The sequence below is a fragment of the Thalassospira sp. genome (assembly GCF_002709775.1).
Classification (GTDB): domain Bacteria; phylum Pseudomonadota; class Alphaproteobacteria; order Rhodospirillales; family Thalassospiraceae; genus Thalassospira.
This window is the reverse complement of record NZ_PAQR01000014.1, coordinates 1-23,420: the sequence shown is the minus strand read 5'-3', so window position 1 is coordinate 23,420 and position 23,420 is coordinate 1. Positions and strand designations below refer to the sequence as shown.

The following is a 23,420-nucleotide window of genomic DNA, read 5'->3' as shown; positions in this document are numbered from 1 at the left end:
CGTTCCCGCTTTTCAGAGCCTTTTGCACTTAATCTGGACCGTTTTGCCGGAGAAATCCGCCTGTCCAGCGAGGAAAAGGCCGCTGGGCGTAGCGGGGTTACGCGCAAGGTCTTTGACGCTGCGGGACAGGCGGATTTCCCGGCCCTTCGGGTTTGTGTTTGGCGGCGTTTTTCTGCGTTACACCGTTTGGCCGATGCTCCGCATCGCCCTGCACGCTGTGCCTTGCCAAACGGCTCGCCAAACACAAACAAAATCGGTGCAGATTAAATGCAAAAGGCTCTCGTACAGACCTGTTTACTGGCCATGATGACGGGAACGGGACTTGTGTCCGCGCCTGCATTGGCACAAACCTCGGCCCCGGTGCCGCTGTTTTTAAAACAGGAAGCCGAACAGGACGCGGAACGCCAGTCCGATCAAGGCCCAACCAATCCGGGGGCAACAAGCGCCCCGCTGTCTGGTGGCTTTGGCAGCACATCCAACACCCAAACCGATACCTTCCCGTCTGATCCGAATGCGGTTCAATCCCTGTCGCTTGGCGCAGTTGACTCTGAGGCCGTCGGAACGCTGGATCGGTCACGTGGCGGGCTTGGCATTGATATGTGGAACGGCACCACGCGCCGGTCTGCCGCACAGCTGATTTCGGAACTGCCCGCAACACCTGCGACCCATGCCGCGCGCGATCTGCAGCGCCGTATGCTTTTGTCGGCTGCGGCCCTTCCGCAAGATTCACAGGAAATCAGCCTGCTTGAAGCGCGCGTAGCGAAGCTGATTGAAATGGGCGCACTCGATGACGCGATCGAGCTTGTTCGCGCCGCCCCGCAAGGATCGCGCGGATCGATGCTGGCGCAGGCAGAGGTGAATGCCCTTCTCATCGGTGCCGAGATCGATGCCGCCTGTGACGCGATTGAAAGTTACAGCGCAAGCTATGACGAGCTTTTCTGGCTCAAGGCCGCCGCCATGTGCGCGTTTTATGCCAATGATCCAACCTCGGCTGCCTTTTCGGTCGATCTTGTCCGTGAAATGGGCGGCGAAGGCGATGCGACCTTCTTTGGTCTGGTATCGGCGATCAGAAGCGGCAATGCCGCCAACCCGGAATTGCTGAACGACTTGCGCCCGCTTGATCTCGCACTTTTGGCGATTGCCAAACAATCGATCCCGACCAGCCAGCTTGAAAATGGCAATCCGGCAGCGATCATCGGCATCACCAATGCCGATGCGACCGCAACTGATGTGCGGCTTGAAGCGGCCCGTAAGGCCGAGAAGCTTGGCCTGATCAGCCCGGAACAATTGGCATCTGTTTATCGCTCTGTGAGTTTCACTGCAGATGCCCTGGCAAATGTTCTTGATGATGCCAGCGAAGGCATTCAGGCCCGCCAATATGCCAAACTTTATCAGGCAGCCGCGCAAAGCGATGTGCCGGCAGCACGCGCCGAAATCCTTGCAGCCCTGTTTGAAACGGCCGAGTTTGAAGGCGACTTCATGCAGGCCGCGCGCCTTTCAGCGCCGCTGATGGCTGACATTCCGGTCAATGGTGACTTTTCATGGTTTGCGGTTCCCGCCCTTAAGGCATCGATTGCCTCAAACGGTTTCGAGCGCGCGGCAAACTGGCTTCAGGTTGCCAAATCATCGGCCAATGCATCGAATGACATTTCATCGCGACTGAGCCTGCTTTATCCGGTTCTGGCGATGTCGGGACTGGAAGAAACCGGTGCGGTCAAACCGCAAGCGCCATCGGCCAACGGGGCTGGCGGAAATTCGGCGCAGACCTTCGGCACAGATGGGCAAATCGCCGTGCAGAACTTTGGCCTTGGCGGTGCGGTTGTTGCGGATGCACCGACTTCAAGTGGTGGGCTGGCATCGGCAACCGTCATGCCCAATTCCACCTCGGCTGAGGATGTGCAAAGTGCATCGGATCGCGCAGCCGCCATTGCCCGCCACCGCGCGCGCATGGTCGAATGGCAGGAAATGCAGGCAGCACGCGGCGATCAGGCCGCAGCAAGACGGTATAGCGAGCTGATCTTCAACCTGTTTGAAGGCTACGGGATCGAAGTCCCCGATGCATTGTGGGACAGCCTTCTGACCGCGCCATATGCGGAAGAACGCGTGACCACCAACAGTGCGGTTTCCCATCACCTGATCACGGCGGCCGCAGCACAGCAAAAGGCGAAAACGGTCGCAATGGCCATTCAGGCCCAGCAGGTCGCAAGTGCCGAAAATGCAGACCCCAAGGCACTGAGCGATACTGTAACCGCACTTGCAACCGTTGGGCTTGAAGCTGATGCACGGCGTCTGGCGACAGAATTGCTGATGTCGTTTAACCAGTAAGTCCTTTAATCACGGCAGGACCGGCCATGGCCAAGGCACTGACAAACTCGCTGATATCGGCCTTTCTGGAAATGATGGCGGCTGAACGCGGGGCCAGTGTGCATACGCTTGATGCCTATCGCCGTGATCTTGAAGATTATGCATCCTCGCTGACGGCGGCGAAAACCGATCCGGCATCGGCAAGTGATGCGGATGTCAGACGCTATATGGCGGAACTGGGTGCCGCCGGCCTTGCCCCTCGTACACAGGCGCGGCGTTTGTCGGCCTTGCGGCAGTTTCACAAGTTTCTGTATTCCGATGGCTATCGCAATGATGATCCGTCATCGAATATCGATAGTCCGCAACAGGGTCAGACCCTGCCCAAATTCCTGTCGATTGAGGAAATTGACCGGCTGATCGTTGCCGCCACCAATCATCCCGGCATCAAAGGCAAGCGCCTGCTTGCGATGGTGGAGCTGATGTACGCCACCGGCATGCGTGTGTCCGAACTGGTCGAGCTGCCCTTTGCGGCCGCCGCCCGTGATCCGCAGATGCTGATTGTGCGCGGTAAGGGCAGCAAGGAACGGCTGGTGCCGCTTTCTGATCCGGCCCGCGATGCGCTGCGTGATTACCTTGAAGTGCGCGATGCCTTCATTCCATCAGACAAATCGGATGGCCATGCGGATCGCCCCGGTCAATCCTCATACCTTTTCCCGTCACGCGGGAAAACCGGGCATCTCACACGTCAGATGTTCTTGAAAATGATCAAGGATCTGGCGATCGAGGCCGGGGTACCACCGTCAAAGGTTTCGCCACACGTCCTGCGCCATTCCTTTGCCAGCCACCTTCTGGCCAACGGGGCTGATTTGCGGTCCCTGCAAAAGATGCTGGGCCATTCGGACATCTCGACCACGCAGATTTATACCCATGTTCTCGAGTCACGCCTGCGCGGACTGGTTCAGGAGCATCATCCGCTGGCCAGTCGCGCCATCGGCTAGGCCAAGGCGGTATTAACGCGGTCGATTTGTCTAACCCCTTTGTATAGCAACGCTGCCGTTTTTTGACAGAAAAGCAGATGTTTTCTGCGGATGTCACATATTCGTAACCCCACTGTCACGAACTTGTTGTCATATCTGGGATAACAGCAAACCCGGAAACTTCTAATCTTTCTAACTTCCGGGAAAGCGCGACATTTTGAAGATCGGGGTACTGCATTTGACGTCTGATGCAGATGAACAGTGGATATCGGATCGACCCATGACCCATCCGGTCATGCTCCGTAACTGGCAGCAGGTCGTCGAAAAAGTCGACTTCGCATTTCAACCCATTGTCAGCCCGCATACAGGTCATGTTTTCGGCTATGAGGCGCTTTTGCGCCGCTGGGAAGAAGCCGGTTTCACATCCATTCAGGCCCTGTTTGATACCGCGTGGGATACTGGCAACCTGCATAGTGTTGACATGATGCTGCGTGCCAAGGCGATCGAGAAATTTGCACGCTTCCCAGGTGCCAAACGGCTCAAGCTGTTTTACAATTTCGACAATCGCGTTGTGAAGACCGAGGATTACCAACCCGGCCAGACCGCCGCCCTGCTGAGTGAAGCCGGACTGGAACGCGACACCATCTTCCTTGAGATTTCCGAACGCCACGACATCAGCAATGCCGGATACCTCAAAGACATTCTGGTGCGCTATCGCAGTCAGGGCTTCAAGATCGCGATTGATGACTACGGCAGCGGCTTTGCCCAGCTGCGCGCACTTTATGAATGCGAACCCGACATCATCAAAATCGACCGGTTCTTTATCGATGGCATCGACCGTGACCGTCGCAAGGAATTGTTTGTTACCCAAATCACAGCATTCGCGCACATGATCGCCGCCCAGGTCGTCGCCGAAGGTGTCGAAACCCGCGAAGAATTCCTGTGCTGTCGTCGTCTGGGCTGTGATCTGGTGCAGGGCTTTTTCATAGCGCGCCCGGCGCTTGAGATCCCCGAGCAAACCGATATCGTTTCAAGCACTGCTGATATCGCTGCAGATTCACGCCGCCAGTCAGACCGCGATGATGACGTTGTCAGATCCTATTTGCTCGAAACCCCCGCCCTTCCGATTGATATCAACCCGGTCGATATCCTGAGCTATTTCCAGCAGAACCCGGATATCTCACTTGTGCCGGTGGTCAATCAGGATGGTGAGCCATTGGGCATTGTCCGCGATTCCGAATTCAAGGCGTTCATCTACACGCCCTTTGGCCGCGAGTTGCTGCAAAACCCGGCCAACCGGGCGAATATCAAACGCTTCCTGCGCCGCTGTCCGATTGCCGATATTCGCACCAGCCTGTCGGAGCTTCTTGAAACCTTTGTCGCCACCGAAGCCCTTGATGGCGTGATCCTGACCGAGAACGGCCTGTACCTTGGCGTGCTCGATCAAAGTGCGCTTTTGCGGGCGGTCAATGAGCGCAATACGCTAAACGCGCGCGATGAAAACCCGCTGACCCGACTGCCCGGCAACAGTGCGATTTATCGCTATGCCGCACGTGCCCTTGCCGAGCCAAGGCGTCGCCGCTTTGCCGTTTATTTCGATTTCGACAATTTCAAACCGTTCAATGACCGATACGGCTTCCGCCAGGGGGATCGCGCGATCCTGTTGTTCAAGGATATCCTCGGCAAGGTGTTGAGCCAGAATGACTGGTTTGTCGGCCATATCGGCGGCGATGATTTCTTTGCCTATGTCCAGTCGATTGATTTCGAAGAAGCGGTCGCGGCGGTTCAACGCGTGCAGGCAATGTTTGATGCCCAGATCAAAAGTTTTTATGACCCGGACACCCGCGAAAGCGGATACCTGACCGGCAAGGGGCGTGACGGCAAACAGGCGCGGTTTGATCTGATGAGTGTCAGTGCCGCAATGATCCGGATTCCGGCCGAACGCACCGACATCACCCTTGATCATATTTCGGTCGAAGCAGCGAAACTCAAGGCGCTTGCCAAGACCAGCCAGGGCCGATTCGCGACCGGAATTTACGACCCGGACAGCAACGATGCCAGTGAACCAAAATTACTTTAATTTGGTTTTCAAAGACTTGTTATTTTTATCGCGATAAAGGGCAAATTAGGGCTTCAAATCCGAGTCACTCTGAGTAATATTCCGCCCGAATTAAAAACACCAATCGGTTCAAACGAGCAGTTCCGTCAATGGTAAGTATCGCGCCTTTTTCTGATCTTTCGCCGTCAAATCCCGTCCGTCAGGCAAGCCCGATCGCGCAACAACGCGGCGATGAGCAACGCTTTGCCGAACAAAGCCGGATTATTGACGGGACACGTGCCACAGTCCTGACATCCGATCAGGAAATCGAACGCGCCGTTCAGTCCTATCAACGGGACCGCAACGAACAGCGACAGTTTCTAAAAGACGGCGAACAGAAGACGCAATCTGATCAATATATCGAAAAGTTCGCATCCCCGACCTATAACGCGTCGGGCAATTCAGCGAACAATCAGGCCGCCAGTGCCGGTGGCCGCGGCCAGTATTTCGACATTCTGACCTGATCGCTTAGCCGCGCGTCAGTCGCCTGATGGCGAAAGACCGATGGTCTTTTGCACAGCACCCCATTCCCAGATCAAATCGGCCAGCCGGTCATAGCCGTGCTTGTCGGGGTGATACCCATCGCCGCGCCGCAAGGCCCGCTGCCATGTATCATCGTCTAGGGTGGTGGCAAACAGATCAAGGTAAGGCACATCAAACCCGCGCGCGGTTTCGAGATAGATCTGATTTAACCCCTCAAGCCGCTGGTTGATTTCCTGGCTCGATTTGCTGCCATCAATCACCGCCTGCGGCCCGATCCAAAGTGTCGGTGCCAGTTTGGATGCCGCCCCGATGATCTCAGCGGCATTGGCAGCCGACTTGGCTGGCGATACCCGCATGGTCGTTTCCTCGCCGCGGTCTTCTGCGTGGTTGGCGTCATTCACCCCGAAACTGAAGATCAGAACCGTCGGGAATTCTTCGACCATGCGTAACTTGGCTTCGAACTCCCAGCGGGCCTTGAGGCCGTCGGAGGTTTCAGCGCGGATGCCAAGGTTATAGATCGTGACTTCACGCCCGGCTTCATCGAACAAACGCCGTCCCAGACGCATGGGCCAGCCGCCCTTTCCCCCGTCGCGAACACCATTGACCAGGCTGTCACCAAAACAGCAAATCCGATGTCCAATTGCGCCTGTCGTCATTACTTCTCCTCCTCACCGGCCGTATTCTGGCGAGCAAGATATTCCATCAATTCATCGCGGCCGGGTTTGAAATCCCGTTCCAGCCAGTATTCTTCGGCCTGTTTTAAAAGCACGCCGACACGCGGGCCTGCCGGGGCAAGACTGGCTTTCAGGATATCGCGCCCTTGTATCGGCAATTTGACCGGCTGCCAATTTGCCGCCGCTTCAAGCAGGGCTTTCCATTCGTCATTTTCAGCGCGCGAGCAGCGTGGCGGCACCGCCCCACGCGTACTCCATGCCAGAAGCACTGCATCCCGAAACGCCACCGGCCCCATGCGATACAAATCACGGCGCACGGTTTCTGGCGGCAATTTCGGGTCAATCAACGGCGCATGGGCAACCATTTCGGCAAACCGGTCGGTTTCTTCGTTCGAAAGGCGCAAGCCCCGTGCAAAACGTTCGGCTGCGGCCAGATTGTCTTCCTGATCATCGCTTTTGCGTTTATCGCCTTCGGGCGCAAACAGGGCAGCCAGACGGCGGAGCGGATCGGGCCGGATGGTGGGATCGGCAAGGGCGGGGCTATCAAGCCACTGCATGATGCGCAGGCAATCGGTGTGCGTCAGCGCCGGCAAGATGGCGGGCAAAATACCAAAGCCGATCATGTCATTGATCGTGCCTGCCGGACTGGGTGAGCGCAGCAGCTTGAAAATCTCGTCTCGGACACGCTCGGCCGAGATATCGTGAAGACCGTTGACCGCCTTGCGGCAGGCCTCCGCCCCGATCGGGTCAATCGGCGGGCGGCCAAACCATGCCTGAAACCGGAAGAACCGCAAGATACGCAGGAAATCTTCAGCAATGCGGTTTTCAGCGACCCCGATAAAGCGCACATGCCCGTCGCGCAGATCGGTTTCGCCATCGAACGGATCATAGATCGTACCATCCAGATCGCAATAAATGGCGTTGAAGGTGAAATCGCGACGTTTGGCATCTTCAAGCCAACTGTCGGTAAAGGCGACCTCGGCATGGCGGCCATCGGTCAGGACATCAACCCGAAGCGTGGTGATTTCATAAGCGCCAGCGTCGGCAATCGCGGTAACCGTACCGTGTTTAAGGCCAGTCGGGATCACCCGAATGCCGGCCTTCTCCAGTGCTGCCTGGGTTGCCTCGGGTGCAAGGTCACAAGCAATATCGACATCAATCAGATCGCGTTTAAGCAACGCATCGCGCACCACACCACCGACAAAGCGCGCGCATCCGCCTTGCTGCGCAATAGCATCAAAAACGCGGGCGGTATCATCGGCGACCATAATCCCGTATGGCCGCAATCTGCCGGTTACTTCGAGTGCTGTCATCGCTGCTTTGTCGCCACCTGTCATTTGGCTGTTCCGACGGTGGCTGGGCTGGGGCTATTCCTTGGGTTCGAAATATCCCGGCTCGACCACGCCGTCACGCAATACCGGCGCATGATAAATGGAATCGGGCGGCGCACCAGTCCCAAGTGCGGTGAAAATCAGGATTGCTGCGGTCAATGCCACGCCCAGACCAAATAGCAAAAGCCAGGGGCCTTTGCTCCATGGCGGCACGATGTCGTGACCTTCGCGGATGGCCTTGGCGCGCGCCCACTTCAACCACAGCCCGTAAATCACAAAGGGCAGGATAAGGGGAAGGCCGATCTGGATGATTTGTCGCAACATAAGGCAGGTCCCAGTATTCGGATGAACTAAACGGATTAAGGTTGCAGTGACGGCGCGTTGGCCCGGATCACTTCAGAGAAATTGACCAGCATCCCGGCCGTCGCCCCCCAGATGTAATATTCGCGATAGGGAATCGCAAAATAACGCCTCCGTGCACCTTCGAACGTCACGGTTTGCAGTTTCTGGTTCCGCGGATCAAGAATGAAATTAAGCGGAACTTCAAAGACTTCGGCAACTTCATGATCATCGGGCTTAAGATCAAATGGCGGTGTGACCAGACCAATCACCGGTGTCACCTGATAGCCCGTCACGGTGTAATAATCGTCAATCCGCCCGACCAGATCGATATGACGGCGCGAGAGACCAATTTCTTCTTCGGTTTCACGAAGGGCGGTTTCTTCAAGGGTGGCATCAATTTCTTCCTGCCGCCCGCCGGGGAAGCTGATCTGGCCGGCATGGTCACTTAGATGATCGGTGCGCCGGGTCAGGATCACATGCAAACCGGCATCGCGTTTAACCAGCGGCACAAGAACGGCTGCCGGACGCGAAACCAGTTCACCATCGGCAAAGGCCCGCGCACGGGATTTGGAGCCCGGAAAATCGACAGCATGGTCACCACGGCGCTGCAAAACATCGCCGGTTGGCGCGCGCAAGGCTGCAATGATGTCATCGGGTGTCATTCGGTGGCCTCCATACGACCGATCTCAAAGAACTGGCCATGACTATACACACCAATACGGATCATGCCGTTATCAGGGTCACTTATTTCCTCGGCCAGTTCGACCAGTTGATAAAACACCGCCCGGTTCAGGCGCGCTTCAAGGCCGCGGTCCAGCCCGACATAGGGTGATGGTTCATCGGTTTCCGGGTCATGTTCGACGCGTAGCGGATGGTCCTGATCAAGTTCTACCCACTGGTCGATATTGGTCCGAAAGCGGATTTTCTGATCTTTGCCTTCGCCTTCATTTTGCATCTCGACTGCGATGAAGGCGACGTCTTCGACATCGATCCGGGCCATTTCAGCCGGGGTCACCAGCCAGTGACCGCCTTCCTCGTCACGTTGCAGTACGGAAGAAAAAAGCTTCACCAGTTCGATTCGACCAATCGGGCCACCTTGATAGAACCAGGTTCCATCCCGACCTATAGACATAGGGATATCGCCGCAGATTTGCGGGTGCCGCCCGGTATCAGGCTTCTGCCCACGCAAGCGCGTCCACAATTTTTCGGCGAGATCGACGGTTTTTTGGTTATCATTCATGCTGTAGAGTTGATCCTGAACCAGACGTTTTCCCGTTTCGCTTAACCGATTTCATCTGCGTTCTCTGGCCTGCCAACGCCTGCACTGCAACATAGGAAGCACAGTCAACCGCCATGACAAACGCGCCACAATTCCCCGAAGAAATGGGTTTCTCCCAGGAAAGCAGTCTGGAACGCGATGCAGCTCGTCTGGACGAGTGTGTCGCACGGCTGGCCGAAGCCCGCAAAATGATTTCCTCTATTATATTTGGGCAGAATGATGCCGTAGAGCAAACACTTATCGGCATTTTATCAGGTGGACATGTGCTGATGGTCGGTGCGCCGGGCCTTGGCAAGTCCTTGCTTGCCCACACACTGGGCAAGGTTCTTGGCCTGCTCGATAAGCGTGTTCAGTTCACACCGGATCTGATGCCCGCCGACATTCTGGGCTCCGAAGTGCTGGAAGAAGGGGCGGATGGCAAGCGAGCCTTTCGCTTTATCAAGGGGCCGGTATTTTGCCAGCTGCTTCTGGCGGATGAGATTAACCGTGCCAGCCCACGCACCCAGTCCGCCCTTTTACAAGCCATGCAGGAACGCGAAGTATCGGTCGCGGGTTACAGCCACAAACTGCCCGAACCGTTCCATGTTCTGGCCACCCAGAACCCGCTGGAACAGGAAGGCACCTATCCCCTGCCCGAAGCACAGCTTGACCGTTTCCTGCTTGAAGTGCGCCTGAGCTACCCGAATGCCGACGAAGAACGCAAAATCGTCACCGAAACCACCGGCCGCTATCCGGCCCGTCCGCGTCAGGTTCTTCAGACCGATGATCTGGTAGAGGCACAGGACTTTGTCCGCCGTCTGCCGATGCCCGACCGGGTGCTTGATACCATTATTGCACTTTGCCGCGAATGCCGCCCGGAAAGCACATCGCTTGCCGATATCCGCGAAAATGTCGCCTGGGGTCCGGGTACGCGTGCTGCACAGGCCCTGTCACTGGCGTGCCGGGCGCGTGCCATGCTGTTTGGCCGTTTTGCGCCGTCTATCGAGGATATCGAAGAACTTGCCGTTCCTGTCCTGCGTCATCGTTTCGGTCTGACCTATGGCGCGCGCGCCGAAGGCTTTACCGCCAAGGGCCTGATTACCGATGCGCTGACCCATTTGCAGGAGAACAGCTAATTGGCGAGCACTGCCGTGCATGATCATGTCGCCGCCGCCCGCGCCCTTGCGGCCCGACTGCCCCAGCTGATTGATGAGTCGCGCCGAACGGCCATCAGTCTGCGCAGTGGCCTGCATGGCAATCGCAAGGTCGGACCGGGCAGTGATTTCTGGCAGTTCCGCCCCTATGTCCCGGGCGACCCGACCAACCAGATTGACTGGCGCCGGTCGGCACGCAGTGAACATACCTTCATCCGCCAGACCGAATGGCAGGCCAGTCACAATTACTGGATCTGGCCGGTTCTTTCACCGTCGACATACTGGTCATCAAAGGACAGCCTGCCGTCCAAGGCTGAACGCACCCTGATCATTTCTATCGCATTGGCCGACCTTTTGATTCGAAACGGCGAAACCGTGGGTACCTTTGATGGTGAACGCACGCGTATCACATCGGCCGAACATCTTGAAAAGCTGGCCCATGCGATGTTGGCCACCCCGAAAAGCATTGCAGGGCAAGCGACAAACATTCATCCCGGGCGCAAACATTCCGTTCTGATCCTTGGCGACTTCCTTGAATTTTCCGATGCAGCCGACAAATCGTCGCAGACCGTGCGGCGGTTGGGGCAATATCAGAATGACGGCGCGCTGGTTCAGATCCTTGATCCAGCCGAAATCACCCCGCCATTTCAGGGGCGCGTCGATCTGTTTGATACCGACGATCAGATGATTTTTCGCAGCGAGAAATTCGAAGACCTTGCTGATGGCTATAAAAAGCGCGCACAAAAATGGCGGGCACAGGTCCGCGATGCCGCGCGTCAGAATGACTGGCTATATGATCGCCATGTCACATCCGAAAGTGCCAGCCCGACCTTGCTCGCCCTTTATCAGCATCTGAGCGAGCGGCAAAATCAAAGCGGGTCAAACGGCCGGGGGCGGCCCAACATGCACCGCCATAACACGCAGGAGATGTCATGAGCCTTTCGGCCATCACATTCCTTTATCCTGCGATGCTGGCCGGGCTGATGGTATTGCCGATTGTCTGGCTTTTGATCCGATCCGCACCGCGTTCGCCAAAAACCGTTGTCTTCCCGGCCGCCCGCATTTTGCGCGGCCTTAAAAGCAAGCGCCGCGATATTCAGCGCGCCCCGATCTGGCAGACCATTCTGCGCTGTCTGATCCTGACCCTTCTGATCATTGCCGCGGCCCGCCCGGTTATGAACCGCAATGACTTTGCCGCCAACGATGGTGCAATCCTGATCATTGCCGATAATGGCTGGGACAGTGCGGCAAACTGGCGACAATATAGAACGGCCTTGCAACAGATCGCCAATCAGGCCCGGTTTGATCTGCAAACCATCTATGTCGCCCAGACAGCCCCTGAGGCCGCTGGCGCGACCACATGGCAATTACCCGACATTGTCGGCCCGGTATCACCCAATGATACCAAAAGCCTGTTTGACCGCCTGCAACCCCGCCCCTGGGCATCAGATTATGCTGCCCTTTCCGATCTGATTTCCGAACGTCCGGACATGAGCCAGTCAGTTGGCAGCATCCTGTGGTTGACGGGTGAGATGGACAGCCCCGGCAAGGCCGAGATCGCATCCGAACTGCAAGATATCGCACCAATCACAACCATTTCACCAACCATCACCGACCGGATTGCCATCCGATCACTGAACCGATCGGGCACCGGGATGGTCGCGACACTGGCCCATAACCGCGATGACCAACCGCGCGAGGTCAATCTTCTGGCGCGTGGTGAACGTGGCAGCGTAATTCTGCGCCACACCGTCGAGCTCGCTGCCGATAGCGATCAAAGCGATGTTGCGATCCTGCTTCCGAGCGACATTTCAAACGCCATCCAGTCGGTCGGGATCGAGGGGATCGAAAGTGCGGCATCGGTCTTTCAAACCGGGGCGCGCTGGCAGCAACGCCGGGTCGGTGTGATCGTCAGTTCCGGGGATGGTCCGGGGGTTTTGTCCGATCAGTATTTCTTCCTTGATCGCGCACTGTCGCCCTATGCCGATGTGACCTATGCGCCGCTGGGGACATTGTTGGAAAACGGGGTCGATGTTCTGGTTTCCGCCGGGCCGATATCAGGCCTTGGCAGCCAGTTTGATGCGCTCGAACGCTGGGTTAATGAAGGTGGCATGCTGGTGCGCTTTGCCGGTGACAGCTCATCACAGATCGGCAATCAGTTCCTGCCGGTCACGTTGCGCCTTGGCAACCGGGACTTTGGCGGCTCCATGTCCTGGGAAAAGCCCAAAAGGTTGCTCGACTTTCCGGAAAACAGTCCGTTTCAGGGCGTCGAAGTCCCGGATGATATCACCGTCACCCGGCAACTACTGGCCGAACCGGACCCGGACATTGTCAGCAAGACCTGGGCGCGCCTGACCGATGGCACGCCATTGATTACCAGCACGCCTCGCAATGCCGGGCGGATTGTGCTGTTCCATGTCACCCCTTGGGCGGACTGGTCGAACCTGCCGATGTCGGGCCTGTTTGTTGAGCTGTGGCAAAAGCTGCTGCCGCTTGCCAGCCCAAGCAACCGAAGCGACGCCGACCTGCAAAGCAGCCTGCCCGCCCAGACCGTGCTTGACGGATTTGGTCGCCCGCATCAGCCAGATGCGCTGATCCTGCCGGTCCAGACACCGCTTCCCGTACCCAACCCGCGTCATCCGCCGGGCATTTATGGTGAGAATGGCCAGGCGGTTGCGCTTAACCTTGGCCCGTCGCTGACCAACATTGGGCGCGACATTAGCTGGCCATCAGGCATCAGCACACGCGAAATCACCGATCAAAGCCAGGTCGACCTTGCGGCCCTTTGCCTGCTGGCGGCCTTTATGCTTGTTCTGCTTGATGCGCTGATCCTGCTTGTACTCAACAACCTGTCCCTGCGGCGCAGCCGACGTAGTAATGCGCTGACCTCGATCTTGCTGGCGTTAATCCTTACAGGCGGGGCGGCGATACTCCTGACGCCCTCACCTGGCCATGCAGCGTCCCTGCCCGAAGCAGCGCTGCAACCGCGTCTGGCCTATCTTGAAACCGGCAACGCCCCGGTTGATCGCCTCAGCCGGGCCGGCATGACCGGCCTGACCGAAATTTTGCGCCGACGCAGTGCCGCAGACCTTAACATGGTCGATGGCATCAACCCTGAAACCGATGAGCTTAGCTTCTATCCGCTGATTTACTGGCCGCTGGTGGATGGGCAGGAACCGTTTTCCGAACGCGCACAGGATCGGTTGAACCGGTATCTTAATAATGGCGGGATGATCCTGATCGACAGTCGCGACCGTGAAGTCCAACCGGCCCGTTTGCGCCGGCTTCTGGCCGGGCTGGAAGTCCCGCTTCTTGATCGTGCGCCGAGTGATCACATCCTGTTTCGCAGTTTCTATCTGCTTGATCATGCTTTTGGCCGGTTTTCCGAACCGCTGTGGCTTGATGCGCGCCCAAGTCAGCGTCTGGACGGGGTGGCCTCGGTCCTGTTTGGTGGCAATGACTGGGCATCGGCATGGATCATCCCTGAGGGCCGCGATGACCTGCGCAGTGAAGATATCTCCCCGCGCCAACGTGAAATGGCCTATCGGTTCGGGGTCAATCTGGTGATGTATGCCCTGACCGGCAGCTACAAGGGTGATCAGGTGCATATTCCGGCCATCCTTGAAAGGTTGGGCCGATGAACCAGGGATGGCAAAACCTTCAGATCGCACCGCTTTTGGATATCACCATCCTGCAGGCGCTTGCCGTTCTGTGCCTTGGGGCAATCATCGTCTTTACCATCTTCCGCCTGCGCGGCACGGTCTGGCGCGGGGTGGTGATGGTGCTGGTTTTGCTTGCCCTTCTGGCACCGCAATTCACCGACCGCGAAAGTGAAAAACTAAGCGACATCGTCCTTGTTCTGGTCGACCGATCTGCAAGTCAGAATATCGCCGACCGAAGTGCGCAGACCGATGCGGCAATTGTCGAACTGCAGGATCGGTTTGCCGATGACCCAACAGTCGAGCTTCGCTTTGAAGATGTCCCGGGTGAAACCGACACCCGCATGTTTGCCGTGCTTGACCGGTTGCTGGGTGGATTGCCGCGCGAACGGCTGGGCGGGGTCATGATGATCACCGACGGGCAGGTTCACGATGTGCCGGGCCGTCTTGATCTGAATGCACCATTGCATGTTCTGATCAGTGGCGGGCGCGATGAGCGCGACCGTCGGTTGGTCATCCGCCAAAGTGCCGATTACGGCATTGTCGGCAAGGATGCCGAATTTATGATCGAGGCGATCGATCCGCAACTGCCCGTCGGCACAGCCATTCCGGTTCGCATGTTGCTTGAAGACGGTACGGAACGTGAAATTGCCCTGCCCGCCAATGAACAACGCCGGGTCAGCATCCCGGTGCCGCATGCCGGATCGGTTCTGGCCGAACTGCGCATGGATACGCTTGAAGAAGAAACCGATAAATCCAACAACCGCCTGATCCTTGACACCACGGGCGTACGGGATCGGTTGCGCGTGTTGTTGTTATCGGGCGAACCCCATCCGGGCGAGCGCGCCTGGCGTAACCTTTTGCGGGCGGATCCGGGTGTGGATCTTGTGCATTTCACGATCTTGCGCCCGCCAGAAAAGGGCGATGACACGCCAATCAATGAGCTGGCCCTGATCCCGTTTCCGATCCGTGACCTGTTTGAAGTGCGCCTGCGTCAGTTTGATCTGATCATTTTTGATCGCTATCAGATGCGCGGGGTGTTGCCGCCGCATTACCTCGAGAAGGTTGTCGATTTCGTCCGCTGGGGTGGTGCAGCGCTGGTCGTCGCCGGGCCGGAATATATCGGGCCGGACGGGCTTGCCAGTACGGCCTTGAATGATCTGATGCCTGCTGTTCCGACCGGCCGCATCGTTGAGGAGGCCTTTGTCCCGCGCGTTAATCAGGCAGGTCGCCTGCATCCGGTTACAACCGCGATTGCCGGATCACCATCGACACCACCCAAATGGGGGCAATGGTATCGCCAGATCGAAACACGCGTGTCCGACCCGGACGCGATGACGCTTCTGACCGGGGTTGATGACCTGCCGCTTTTGACCATGCAGCGGGTCGAGGAAGGCCGGGTTGCGATGCTGAGTTCCGATCAGATGTGGCTGTGGCAGCGCGGCCATGATGGCGGCGGCCCGGTTGCCGAATTGCTCAGGCGTCTGTCGCACTGGCTGATGAAGGAACCGGCTTTGGATGAAAACACGGTCCGCACCGAACGCAGCCCTGATGGTGACAGCCTGATCCTGAACTGGCGCAAGCTTGGGGCGGCCCCCGAAGCCGCCAGCGTCATCAATCCGGAAACTGGCGAGCAGATCAACGCCCCGTTCGAACAACTGCCTGATCAGTCATGGCAGGCGACAGTGCCCATCGAAACGCGCGGCCTGATCCGGGTGCAGGTCCGCGATCAGGACAAGCGCAGCCAGACCAGCCTGCATGTTGATCGTGATGTCCTGACAGCCGAAACCCAGAACACCAATTCAACCCCCGACCTTCTGGCCGGGCTGGTGGCGGAAAATGATGGCTATATCGGCCGAATTGAGGATGGCCTGCCCGATTTCCGCCATGTGCCCGACGATCGCATCTGGCATGGCAGCAACTGGGCCGGGTTTGTTCAGACCAACAGTTTCAAGACAGTCATTGGCGGCATCACCAACCTGCTGCCCATTCCGTTTGTTGCCCTTTTGATCGGGGCGATCTGTTTGCTGGGCTGGCGGGTCGAAAGCAAGTAGTGCAATCAATCACGGTGTCGGGCGTTGACGACCGCGTCCTTCGCGATATTCGACGCAGGCATCCTTGTGGAAGTTGCACAGACCGCCTTTGAACTTCTCGACCAGGAAATCGATAAAGACACGTACCTTGCTGGGCAGGTGGCGACGTTCGGGATAGACCGCGTAAATGCCGCCACTGCTGAGCGGGTCATAATCGTGCAGAATGCGAACAAGGCGCCCTTCGCTCAGCGCCTCCGCAACAATGAATTCCGGCTCCCGCGCGATGCCAAGTCCGCGAATGGCGGCAACCGATGTGAATTCGCCGTTATTGCACGACATCACCGGATCAACCCTTACCGAGACCTGCCCTTCGGGCCCCTCAAAGTCCCAGATGTTCGGGCTGGGCACGTTGGTGTAGGAAATCGTTTTATGATCTGCCAGTTCCTGCGGGGTTTTGGGTTCGCCATGTTCGGCAAGATATCCCGGTGATGCCACGACGTGGCCGGTGAAATCGGCAAGCTTGCGCGCAATCAGACTTGAATCCTTAAGGCGTGTAATCCGCACCGCCATATCGATCCCTTCGGCCACCAGATCAACCATGTGATCGGCCAGATGGATATCGACATGCAGGCCGGGATATTTTTCCATGAATTCTGTGACCAGCTGCGGCAGATACATCTGCCCGAAGGTCAGGGGGGCAGAAATGCGTAACGTACCGCGCGGGGTACCGCGCAAGTCGGTCAGGGCATGTTCAGCCGTTTCGATTTCTTCGACCACGCGCGCACAGTGCTGATAGAAGGTAGACCCGGCATCGGTCAGGCTCAACCGCCGCGTGGTGCGGTTCAAGAGCCGGATGCCAAGGTTATCTTCCAGCTTGGTCACATGTTTGCTGACGGCTGATTTCGACATGCCAAGCTTGCGCGCCGCACCGGAAAAACTGCGTTCTTCGACGACACGGGCAAAGACGGTCATGCCGTCCAGATTTCCGATCAACATTATGTGACTCCCGGCTACATTCCGCGATGTACTGTTTCGCGATTGGAAACAAATTAATGTCACATCAGCGGATTGTCTTCAACGCGCAAATCAGGAGAATGAACACCAACCAAGGCAGGATGCCTGCCAAAACCGACGAACAAAATTGGAAACGGACATGGGATTACTTGTCGACGGAAAATGGCAAGACAAATGGTATGACACCAAAAGCACCGGCGGAAAATTCAAACGCCAGGATTCTGCTTTTCGCAATTGGGTGTCTGCCGATCAGAATGCCGAATTCCCGGCCGAAAAGGGCCGCTACCACCTTTATGTCTCCTACGCCTGCCCGTGGGCGCACCGCACCCTGATCTTTCGCGCGCTCAAGGGCCTCGAAGACATGATCAGTGTGTCTGTCGTGCATTGGCATATGGGCGAGAATGGCTGGAAGTTTGACCGCGATACCGGCCTTCCGGATCATCTGGAAGACCGCGACTTCATGCATCAGATCTATACCGATGCGATGTCTGATTACACCGGGCGCGTGACCGTGCCGGTGCTTTGGGACAAGAAGACCAACAAACTGGTCAGCAATGAGTCGGCTGAAATCATCCGGATGCTCAATAGCGCGTTTGATGATCTGGGTGCGACGGACGCTGATTTCTATCCTGAAGAACTCCGCGCCGAGATCGACGCCGTCAACGAGCGCGTTTATCACGACGTGAATAACGGCGTCTATAAATCGGGCTTTGCGACAACGCAGTCGGCCTATGAAGAGGCCGTCACCACATTGTTCGATGCGCTTGATTGGCTGGAAGATCGTCTGTCAAAGCAGCGCTATCTGGTTGGGGATCAGCTTACCGAGGCCGACTGGCGTCTGTTTACGACCCTTGTGCGCTTTGACCCAGTCTATCACGGGCATTTCAAATGCAATCTGCGCAAGCTGAATGAATATCCCAATCTCTGGGCCTATACGCGCGATCTCTATCAGCAGCCCGGGATCAAGGAGACGGTGTTTATGGACCATATCAAGGGCCACTATTACGAAAGCCACCCGACGATCAATCCGTCCGGCGTGGTCCCGCTTGGCCCGGCCATGGACCTGGAAGAGCCACATGGCCGCGAGAAACTGTCCTGATCACATTGCTGATCATCAGGATCAGATAACAAAAAACCCCGCAGCGATGCTGCGGGGTTTTTAATTTCCGAAAACCGGAAAAATCAGTTCAGACGACCTTTGATTTCCGCGATCGCGCTATCAACCAGCTCGTCTGCCTTTGCACCGGACACCTTGTCAGTNACAAGNGCCGTGGTGGCCTTGGCTGCGATTTCGGCGACATGCGCACGAACTTCGGCGATAGCCTGGCTTTCGAGGTTGGAGATACGATCCAGNGCNTGCTGTTCACGGCGTTTAAGGGCCGCTTTCAGCTCNGCCTGGGCGCTCTCNAGCATACGGTCGGCTTCTNCCTTGGCATGCGCGCGGATTTCGTCAGCTTCCTTNAGNGCTTCACGCTGTTTGGCCTGATAATTGGCCAGAAGCTCTTGNGCTTCTTCGCGAAGACGCTGTGCTTCGTCCAGTTCNTCNGAAATCTTCTGTGCACGTTTATCAAGTGCAGCNGAGATCCCNTTGACGGCTTTGAANCCNCCAAAACCGNCNACCAGCACGAAGGAAAGCGTGGTCCAGGTGTATGGATCGGTAAGGAAAGTAACCTCTTGGGTTGCCATTATCTTACTCTCCTACGATTGCCGAAACAGCCTTGTCGGCGGTTTTGGCCTGAACCTTGACACCGATAAGTTTGTCGGTTGCTTCACGGGCAATTTCCGATGCTGCTTCTGCAACACCCGTCATTGCTTCCGCTTTGGCGTCCGCAATTGCCTTTTCGGCCTCAGATGTCTTTTTAGTCAACTTCTTGACCATAGCATCGGTTTTCTTGGCCTGCTCTGCAGCAGCCTTTTCCGATGCTTCGCGAATGTCAGCCTGAGCGGCTTCACGAGCTTCTGCCAGGGCAGCCTCGTATTTCGCGATGGCGGCATCGGTTTCGTCTTTCAACGCCCGAGCCTTGCCAAGGTTGTCTTCGATGTTTTTTTGACGGCGTTCAAGAACTTCACCGACCTTCGGCAGCGCGATTTTCGACATCAGGAAATACAAGATGGAGAAAATAACGAACAGCCAGAAAATCTGTTCTGAGAACGTCGCAATATCAAACTGCGGCATAGCCTACTCCCGAATTCAACGAGACCGGCGAGGGAGTGCCTCGCCGGGCCGTGTATTCGCGCAAAAGGCGCCGATTAGCCGAACAGAACGATCAGCGCAACGACGAGTGCGAACAGTGCAATAGCTTCGGTAACAGCAAAGCCGATCCAGCCATACAGTTCAACGTCGCCTTTTGCAGCCGGGTTACGGCCAACAGTCGCAATCAGGCTCGACCAGATGTTACCAACACCGATACCGGCACCAATCATGCCAATAGCAGCCAGGCCAGCACCGATCATCTTAGCAGCATCGAGTTCCATAACTTCACCCTTTCGAATTTCTTAAAGGCAATCAGAAGAGATCACACCAAACCACACACATCAGTGCATGTGGATTGCATCATGGAGATAGATGCAGGTGAGAATTGTGTAGACATAAGCCTGAAGCGCAGCAATGCCGAACTCCAGAACAGTAATCCCCGTCAGCATCGCAAAGGGAAGTACGCCGAGAATGCCAATCAGGCCAACGAACCCACCGATAACTTTCAGCATGATGTGGCCGACGGTCATGTTCGCAAACAGTCGGATCGCCAAGCTGAACGGACGAGAGAAATAGGAGATGATTTCGATCGGGACCAGAATGATCGCAGTCGCAAGCGGCGCACCTTCAGGGAAAAACATCCGAAGGTAATGCGTACCATGACGCATGAAGCCGATGACCGTCACACCGAGGAAGATCACCAGAGCCATCGCAAAGGTAACAGCGATGTGGCTCGTGAAGGTAAAGCTGTGCGGGATCATGCCAAGCAGGTTCCCGAACAGAACAAACATAAACAGTGTAAAGACGAACGGGAAATATTTGCGACCTGCGCTTCCCACGTTGTCCTTGAGCATATTGGCGACGAATTCGTACATCACCTCGGCAGCACCCTGCCAGCGGCCCGGAACCAGCGCGCCGCGACGCATCGAAAGCGTCATGAAGCCCGTTACGAGAACGGCTGCGATCACCATCCAAAGTGCGGAGTTGGTGAAGGAAATATCAATGCCAGCAACCGAAAGCTCGGCCAAGGGCTTGATTTCAAACTGCTCTAGCGGTCCAGCCACCGTAATCCTCGCTCAATATTATCAGGGTTCGGATTGGTCCCCGTTCCCCTGCTTGCGCTCCCCCATCGCACGACCAAGTCCGACAGCACTGTCAAAACCCTTGGCAACACGATAAGCGTTCAAACCTCCAGCACCTGCCCCGAGAAAGACAAACAGAACAAGCAGCCAAGGTGTCGTATCAAGCACCCGATCCAGCGCCCAGCCGATCAGCAAGCCAACAAGGACAGCAGCGATCATTTCCGCTGAAATCCTCATGCCAAGCGCCATCCCTTGGGATGGTTTGCCGGTCGCCCGGTTCGGGCTGTGCAACTCTTCGCGTTTGCCTGTAACAGCTGCCAGTTTGCTTTCAAGCTCTGCTAATGAAGCGCGATCTTTATCATCGCTCATTGTCGTGAACCCCGCTGTGGCAGCCCTGCAGACGTCGCAAGGAAATGCGCGGGCAACATACTTAGCACCCCATGGGCTGTCAAGCTGTAAAACCCCGTCTTGCGCGACCTGCGAAAACCGGAATAATTCCAATTATTTCAGCCATTTAACCTATTAAATGTGAAGGAAAACACTTTTAGAGTTAGGCAATAGTCGCAGTCACATTAATTCCCGCTGATCGGCCCTACCTGCCTGCAACCGGCGGTTTTCCTTGGTTCCCGCCGGTTTTACGGCTTTTGCCAAGGTATCTGACAAACTTGGTGTTTTTCCCCAAGACCCGGCAATTTGCCAAAATCGGGACCTTTTTTTGCCAGATGCATGAAATATCGACCGGTTAAACGCACCCGGCATTCCCGATTCACCTGCAATGTGCAAAACCTGTTACCGGTCACCGCGTAATCGGAAACCCGTCAGACCTTGCGTACGCGTAAAGTGCGTTCGCCGTCTGATTTCTGCCAGCCACCGGGTTTGGCAGCCAGCATCCAGTCAAACTTGTGAAACAGTGCCCAAACCGCACCCAGCGTATTGATCGCAATCGAATTCATATCAATCGGCTGCTTATCAAGAATTTCATCGCGCAAGATCGCGACGAGCTCCGCGACCGAGTTTTTACCATCAAACACAGAAAGCAACCGGGCCAAATCCGGCCCACCGGTCAGATCCACCGCATTGCCACTGCCATCCTCGATCAGGACCGGCTGACCGGCGAGTGCAACCAGATCATCGAAGAAACTCTCGTTCGGTGGGACAAAGAAATAGGGGGCCAGTTCGGCATCAGGCAGCACTTCGGTACTTTGGCCCTTGTCCTCGCGCGTCAGATAGAAGGCATGAAGCGGCATCGCGCCACTGAACCGTTCGCAGAATGCCTGCTGATCGCGCAGTGGCTTGGCTGCCAGTTCACGCAGCAATGCCGGATCGCGAACCAGGTTTTCAAGATTGTAATGCGCCTTGCCCGTACCACCGAAACCAAAGAAGCCGGTGAAGGCCGCAACATGCAGGGCCGCAGACGCTGCAAAGCGATAAACCCCATGCACATCATAGGCGCATTCAACCGGATGCAGCAGCAGATCAACGATTTCCGGATCGTTTTCAAGCAAGCCTTTGATAAAGCCCGGGCCGCCCCCCATCTTAAGCAGCATGTTGTCTTCGGGCAGCCCCGAAAGCAGCGTACGCGTCATGGCAAGCTGTTGCTGTAGGTCTTTACCGTCCAGCAGTGGCTCGATCATTTTGCGCCATTCGGTCACGGCAAGACGGCCATGCTCGCCATACACCATGATGCCCATCGCGCCATCGGCCTTAAGCACCGAGGTCAGATCACGAAGGCCTTCCTCGGGGTCTTCAAGATGGTGCAAAACACCGGCACAATTGATGTAATCGAACGCCTCAGGCTTTGATTTGGCAAATTCCGAGATCGTCTGATTAACGTAGGTGATATTTGAAAGACCGCGCGCCTCGGCCCGGGCACGGGCGACCTTGGTGCTGGCACTTGACGGTTCAAGATAGGTCACAGCCCCGCCAACATCGCGGAGCTGTTCGGCAAGCCAAATCAGTGAATCGCCAGTGCCGCCGCCTGCGACAAGCGCACGAAAACTGTCATCGAAGTCCCGTGCCCCGCCAAAGCAGTAATGATTGACCCGTGACAGGGTATCAAGTGGCGGCATTAACAGGCGGTCTTTTTCCTGCTGCGGATCGCGCAGCGGATAGGGAAACTGTTCGTAAAGCTCGCGCACTTTTTGGGACATTCGGCCTTCACCACCATTGAGTTTCAATGATGTGTAACACCACGTGCCCTATCAGTTTATTAATGGAATGCTTAATAACGCGCGCGAACTAGTTGGTGAAGTCGAGCTCGGTCTGCTCTTTCTTGGAATAGACTTCTGCCTGATGCAGATCGACCGATACCAGCGAGGATACACCACGTTCGGCCATGGTCACACCAAACAGGCGGTTCATCCGGGCCATTGTCATACGGTGGTGGGTGATGACCAGGAAGCGGGTATTGGCATGACGGCCAATGGCCTCCAGCAGCTTACAGAAACGGTCAACGTTGGCGTCATCAAGCGGGGCGTCGACCTCATCGAGCACGCAGATCGGGGCCGGGTTGGTCAGGAAGACCGCAAACAGCAATGCAACAGCCGTCAGCGCCTGCTCACCACCCGACAGCAGCGACAGATGCTGAAGCTTTTTACCGGGCGGGGATGCCATGATCTCAAGCCCGGCTTCAAGCGGATCATCCGCGTCGGTCAGCATCAGATGCGCACCACCGCCACCAAACAGGCGGACAAACAGTTGCTGGAAGTGTTTGTCGACCTCGTCAAAAGCCGCCTTAAGGCGCGCGCGGGCTTCGCGGTTGAGCTGATTGATGCCATTGCGAAGCTTTTCAATAGCAGCAATCAAATCATCGCGTTC

The 23,420-nt window shown here is 56.6% G+C and carries 21 protein-coding genes and 1 pseudogene; 9 read left to right on the top strand and 13 right to left on the bottom strand.

Annotated features, from left to right (window positions below):
• Positions 1-267: 267 nt before the first annotated feature.
• The 4 genes from CMO10_RS07230 (at position 268) to CMO10_RS07215 (ending at position 5,843) form a co-directional block, all read left to right on the top strand.
• Complete coding sequence (locus CMO10_RS07230; RefSeq protein WP_297020174.1) at positions 268-2,325, top strand: antifreeze glycopeptide; 2,058 nt, start codon at positions 268-270, stop codon at positions 2,323-2,325.
• Positions 2,326-2,351: 26 nt separating this feature from the next.
• Entirely contained in the window at positions 2,352-3,302 is a 951-nt protein-coding gene (gene xerD / locus CMO10_RS07225) for a site-specific tyrosine recombinase XerD (RefSeq protein ID WP_297020171.1), read from the top strand.
• A gap of 259 nt (positions 3,303-3,561) precedes the next feature.
• Positions 3,562-5,361: a GGDEF domain-containing protein gene (locus tag CMO10_RS07220; protein WP_297020169.1), complete on the top strand. Its 1,800-nt coding sequence runs from the start codon at positions 3,562-3,564 to the stop codon at positions 5,359-5,361.
• Positions 5,362-5,489: 128 nt separating this feature from the next.
• Positions 5,490-5,843, top strand: coding sequence for a hypothetical protein (locus CMO10_RS07215; protein ID WP_297020166.1), 354 nt, complete (start codon positions 5,490-5,492; stop codon positions 5,841-5,843).
• A gap of 15 nt (positions 5,844-5,858) precedes the next feature.
• Here CMO10_RS07215 and CMO10_RS07210 read toward each other — a convergent pair whose 3' ends face one another.
• The 5 genes from CMO10_RS07210 to CMO10_RS07190 are packed head-to-tail and all read right to left on the bottom strand — an operon-like array spanning position 5,859 to position 9,449.
• Positions 5,859-6,518 carry a DUF459 domain-containing protein gene (locus CMO10_RS07210; protein ID WP_297020163.1) on the bottom strand — a complete coding sequence of 220 codons (660 nt, stop codon included), beginning with the start codon at positions 6,516-6,518 and terminating at the stop codon, positions 5,859-5,861.
• Positions 6,518-7,873: a CCA tRNA nucleotidyltransferase gene (locus CMO10_RS07205; protein WP_297020160.1), complete on the bottom strand. Its 1,356-nt coding sequence runs from the start codon at positions 7,871-7,873 to the stop codon at positions 6,518-6,520. The genes CMO10_RS07210 and CMO10_RS07205 overlap by 1 nt, the downstream gene beginning before the upstream one ends.
• A 30-nt stretch (positions 7,874-7,903) precedes the next feature.
• A complete protein-coding gene (locus CMO10_RS07200; RefSeq protein ID WP_297020155.1) occupies positions 7,904-8,191 on the bottom strand; it encodes a hypothetical protein in 288 nt (95 codons plus the stop codon).
• Positions 8,192-8,226: 35 nt separating this feature from the next.
• On the bottom strand, positions 8,227-8,871 hold the full coding sequence (locus CMO10_RS07195; protein ID WP_297020153.1) for a CoA pyrophosphatase: 645 nt from the start codon (positions 8,869-8,871) through the stop codon (positions 8,227-8,229).
• Positions 8,868-9,449: a DUF1285 domain-containing protein gene (locus CMO10_RS07190; RefSeq protein ID WP_363928333.1), complete on the bottom strand. Its 582-nt coding sequence runs from the start codon at positions 9,447-9,449 to the stop codon at positions 8,868-8,870. The genes CMO10_RS07195 and CMO10_RS07190 overlap by 4 nt, the downstream gene beginning before the upstream one ends.
• A 113-nt stretch (positions 9,450-9,562) precedes the next feature.
• Here CMO10_RS07190 and CMO10_RS07185 point away from each other — a divergent pair, with 113 nt between their 5' ends.
• From CMO10_RS07185 to CMO10_RS07170, 4 genes are read left to right on the top strand one after another with little or no spacing between them, the layout of a single operon-like run.
• Positions 9,563-10,603, top strand: a complete 1,041-nt coding sequence (locus tag CMO10_RS07185; RefSeq protein WP_297020148.1) for an AAA family ATPase — start codon at positions 9,563-9,565, stop codon at positions 10,601-10,603.
• Positions 10,604-11,557 carry a DUF58 domain-containing protein gene (locus CMO10_RS07180; RefSeq protein ID WP_297020146.1) on the top strand — a complete coding sequence of 318 codons (954 nt, stop codon included), beginning with the start codon at positions 10,604-10,606 and terminating at the stop codon, positions 11,555-11,557. It begins immediately after the preceding gene.
• Complete coding sequence (locus CMO10_RS07175; protein WP_297020144.1) at positions 11,554-14,262, top strand: DUF4159 domain-containing protein; 2,709 nt, start codon at positions 11,554-11,556, stop codon at positions 14,260-14,262. The genes CMO10_RS07180 and CMO10_RS07175 overlap by 4 nt, the downstream gene beginning before the upstream one ends.
• Positions 14,259-16,334, top strand: coding sequence for a hypothetical protein (locus tag CMO10_RS07170; RefSeq protein ID WP_297020142.1), 2,076 nt, complete (start codon positions 14,259-14,261; stop codon positions 16,332-16,334). The genes CMO10_RS07175 and CMO10_RS07170 overlap by 4 nt, the downstream gene beginning before the upstream one ends.
• A 9-nt stretch (positions 16,335-16,343) precedes the next feature.
• Here the strand turns inward: CMO10_RS07170 and CMO10_RS07165 are convergent, their stop codons facing one another.
• On the bottom strand, positions 16,344-17,309 hold the full coding sequence (locus tag CMO10_RS07165) for a LysR family transcriptional regulator (protein WP_297020140.1): 966 nt from the start codon (positions 17,307-17,309) through the stop codon (positions 16,344-16,346).
• A gap of 157 nt (positions 17,310-17,466) precedes the next feature.
• On the opposite strand from CMO10_RS07165, the gene CMO10_RS07160 reads away from it, so the two are divergent.
• Positions 17,467-18,426, top strand: a complete 960-nt coding sequence (locus CMO10_RS07160) for a glutathione S-transferase family protein (RefSeq protein WP_297020138.1) — start codon at positions 17,467-17,469, stop codon at positions 18,424-18,426.
• Between the two features lie 83 nt (positions 18,427-18,509).
• On the opposite strand, the gene CMO10_RS07155 is transcribed toward CMO10_RS07160, so the two are convergent.
• The 7 genes and pseudogenes from CMO10_RS07155 to CMO10_RS07125 form a co-directional block, all read right to left on the bottom strand.
• Entirely contained in the window at positions 18,510-19,013 is a 504-nt protein-coding gene (locus CMO10_RS07155; protein WP_297020136.1) for a F0F1 ATP synthase subunit B family protein, read from the bottom strand.
• Positions 19,014-19,017: 4 nt separating this feature from the next.
• Positions 19,018-19,503 carry a F0F1 ATP synthase subunit B family protein gene (locus CMO10_RS07150; RefSeq protein ID WP_297020134.1) on the bottom strand — a complete coding sequence of 162 codons (486 nt, stop codon included), beginning with the start codon at positions 19,501-19,503 and terminating at the stop codon, positions 19,018-19,020.
• Between the two features lie 74 nt (positions 19,504-19,577).
• Positions 19,578-19,802: an ATP synthase subunit C family protein gene (locus tag CMO10_RS07145; protein ID WP_007089066.1), complete on the bottom strand. Its 225-nt coding sequence runs from the start codon at positions 19,800-19,802 to the stop codon at positions 19,578-19,580.
• A gap of 60 nt (positions 19,803-19,862) precedes the next feature.
• On the bottom strand, positions 19,863-20,585 hold the full coding sequence (locus CMO10_RS07140) for a F0F1 ATP synthase subunit A (protein WP_297020132.1): 723 nt from the start codon (positions 20,583-20,585) through the stop codon (positions 19,863-19,865).
• 21 nt (positions 20,586-20,606) lie between these two features.
• Positions 20,607-20,972, bottom strand: a complete 366-nt coding sequence (locus CMO10_RS07135) for an AtpZ/AtpI family protein (RefSeq protein WP_044827151.1) — start codon at positions 20,970-20,972, stop codon at positions 20,607-20,609.
• Positions 20,973-21,421: 449 nt separating this feature from the next.
• Positions 21,422-22,753 carry a class I SAM-dependent methyltransferase gene (locus CMO10_RS07130; protein ID WP_297020129.1) on the bottom strand — a complete coding sequence of 444 codons (1,332 nt, stop codon included), beginning with the start codon at positions 22,751-22,753 and terminating at the stop codon, positions 21,422-21,424.
• An 88-nt stretch (positions 22,754-22,841) separates the two neighbouring features.
• Positions 22,842-23,420, bottom strand: a pseudogene (locus CMO10_RS07125) (chromosome segregation protein SMC); the annotation flags it as partial.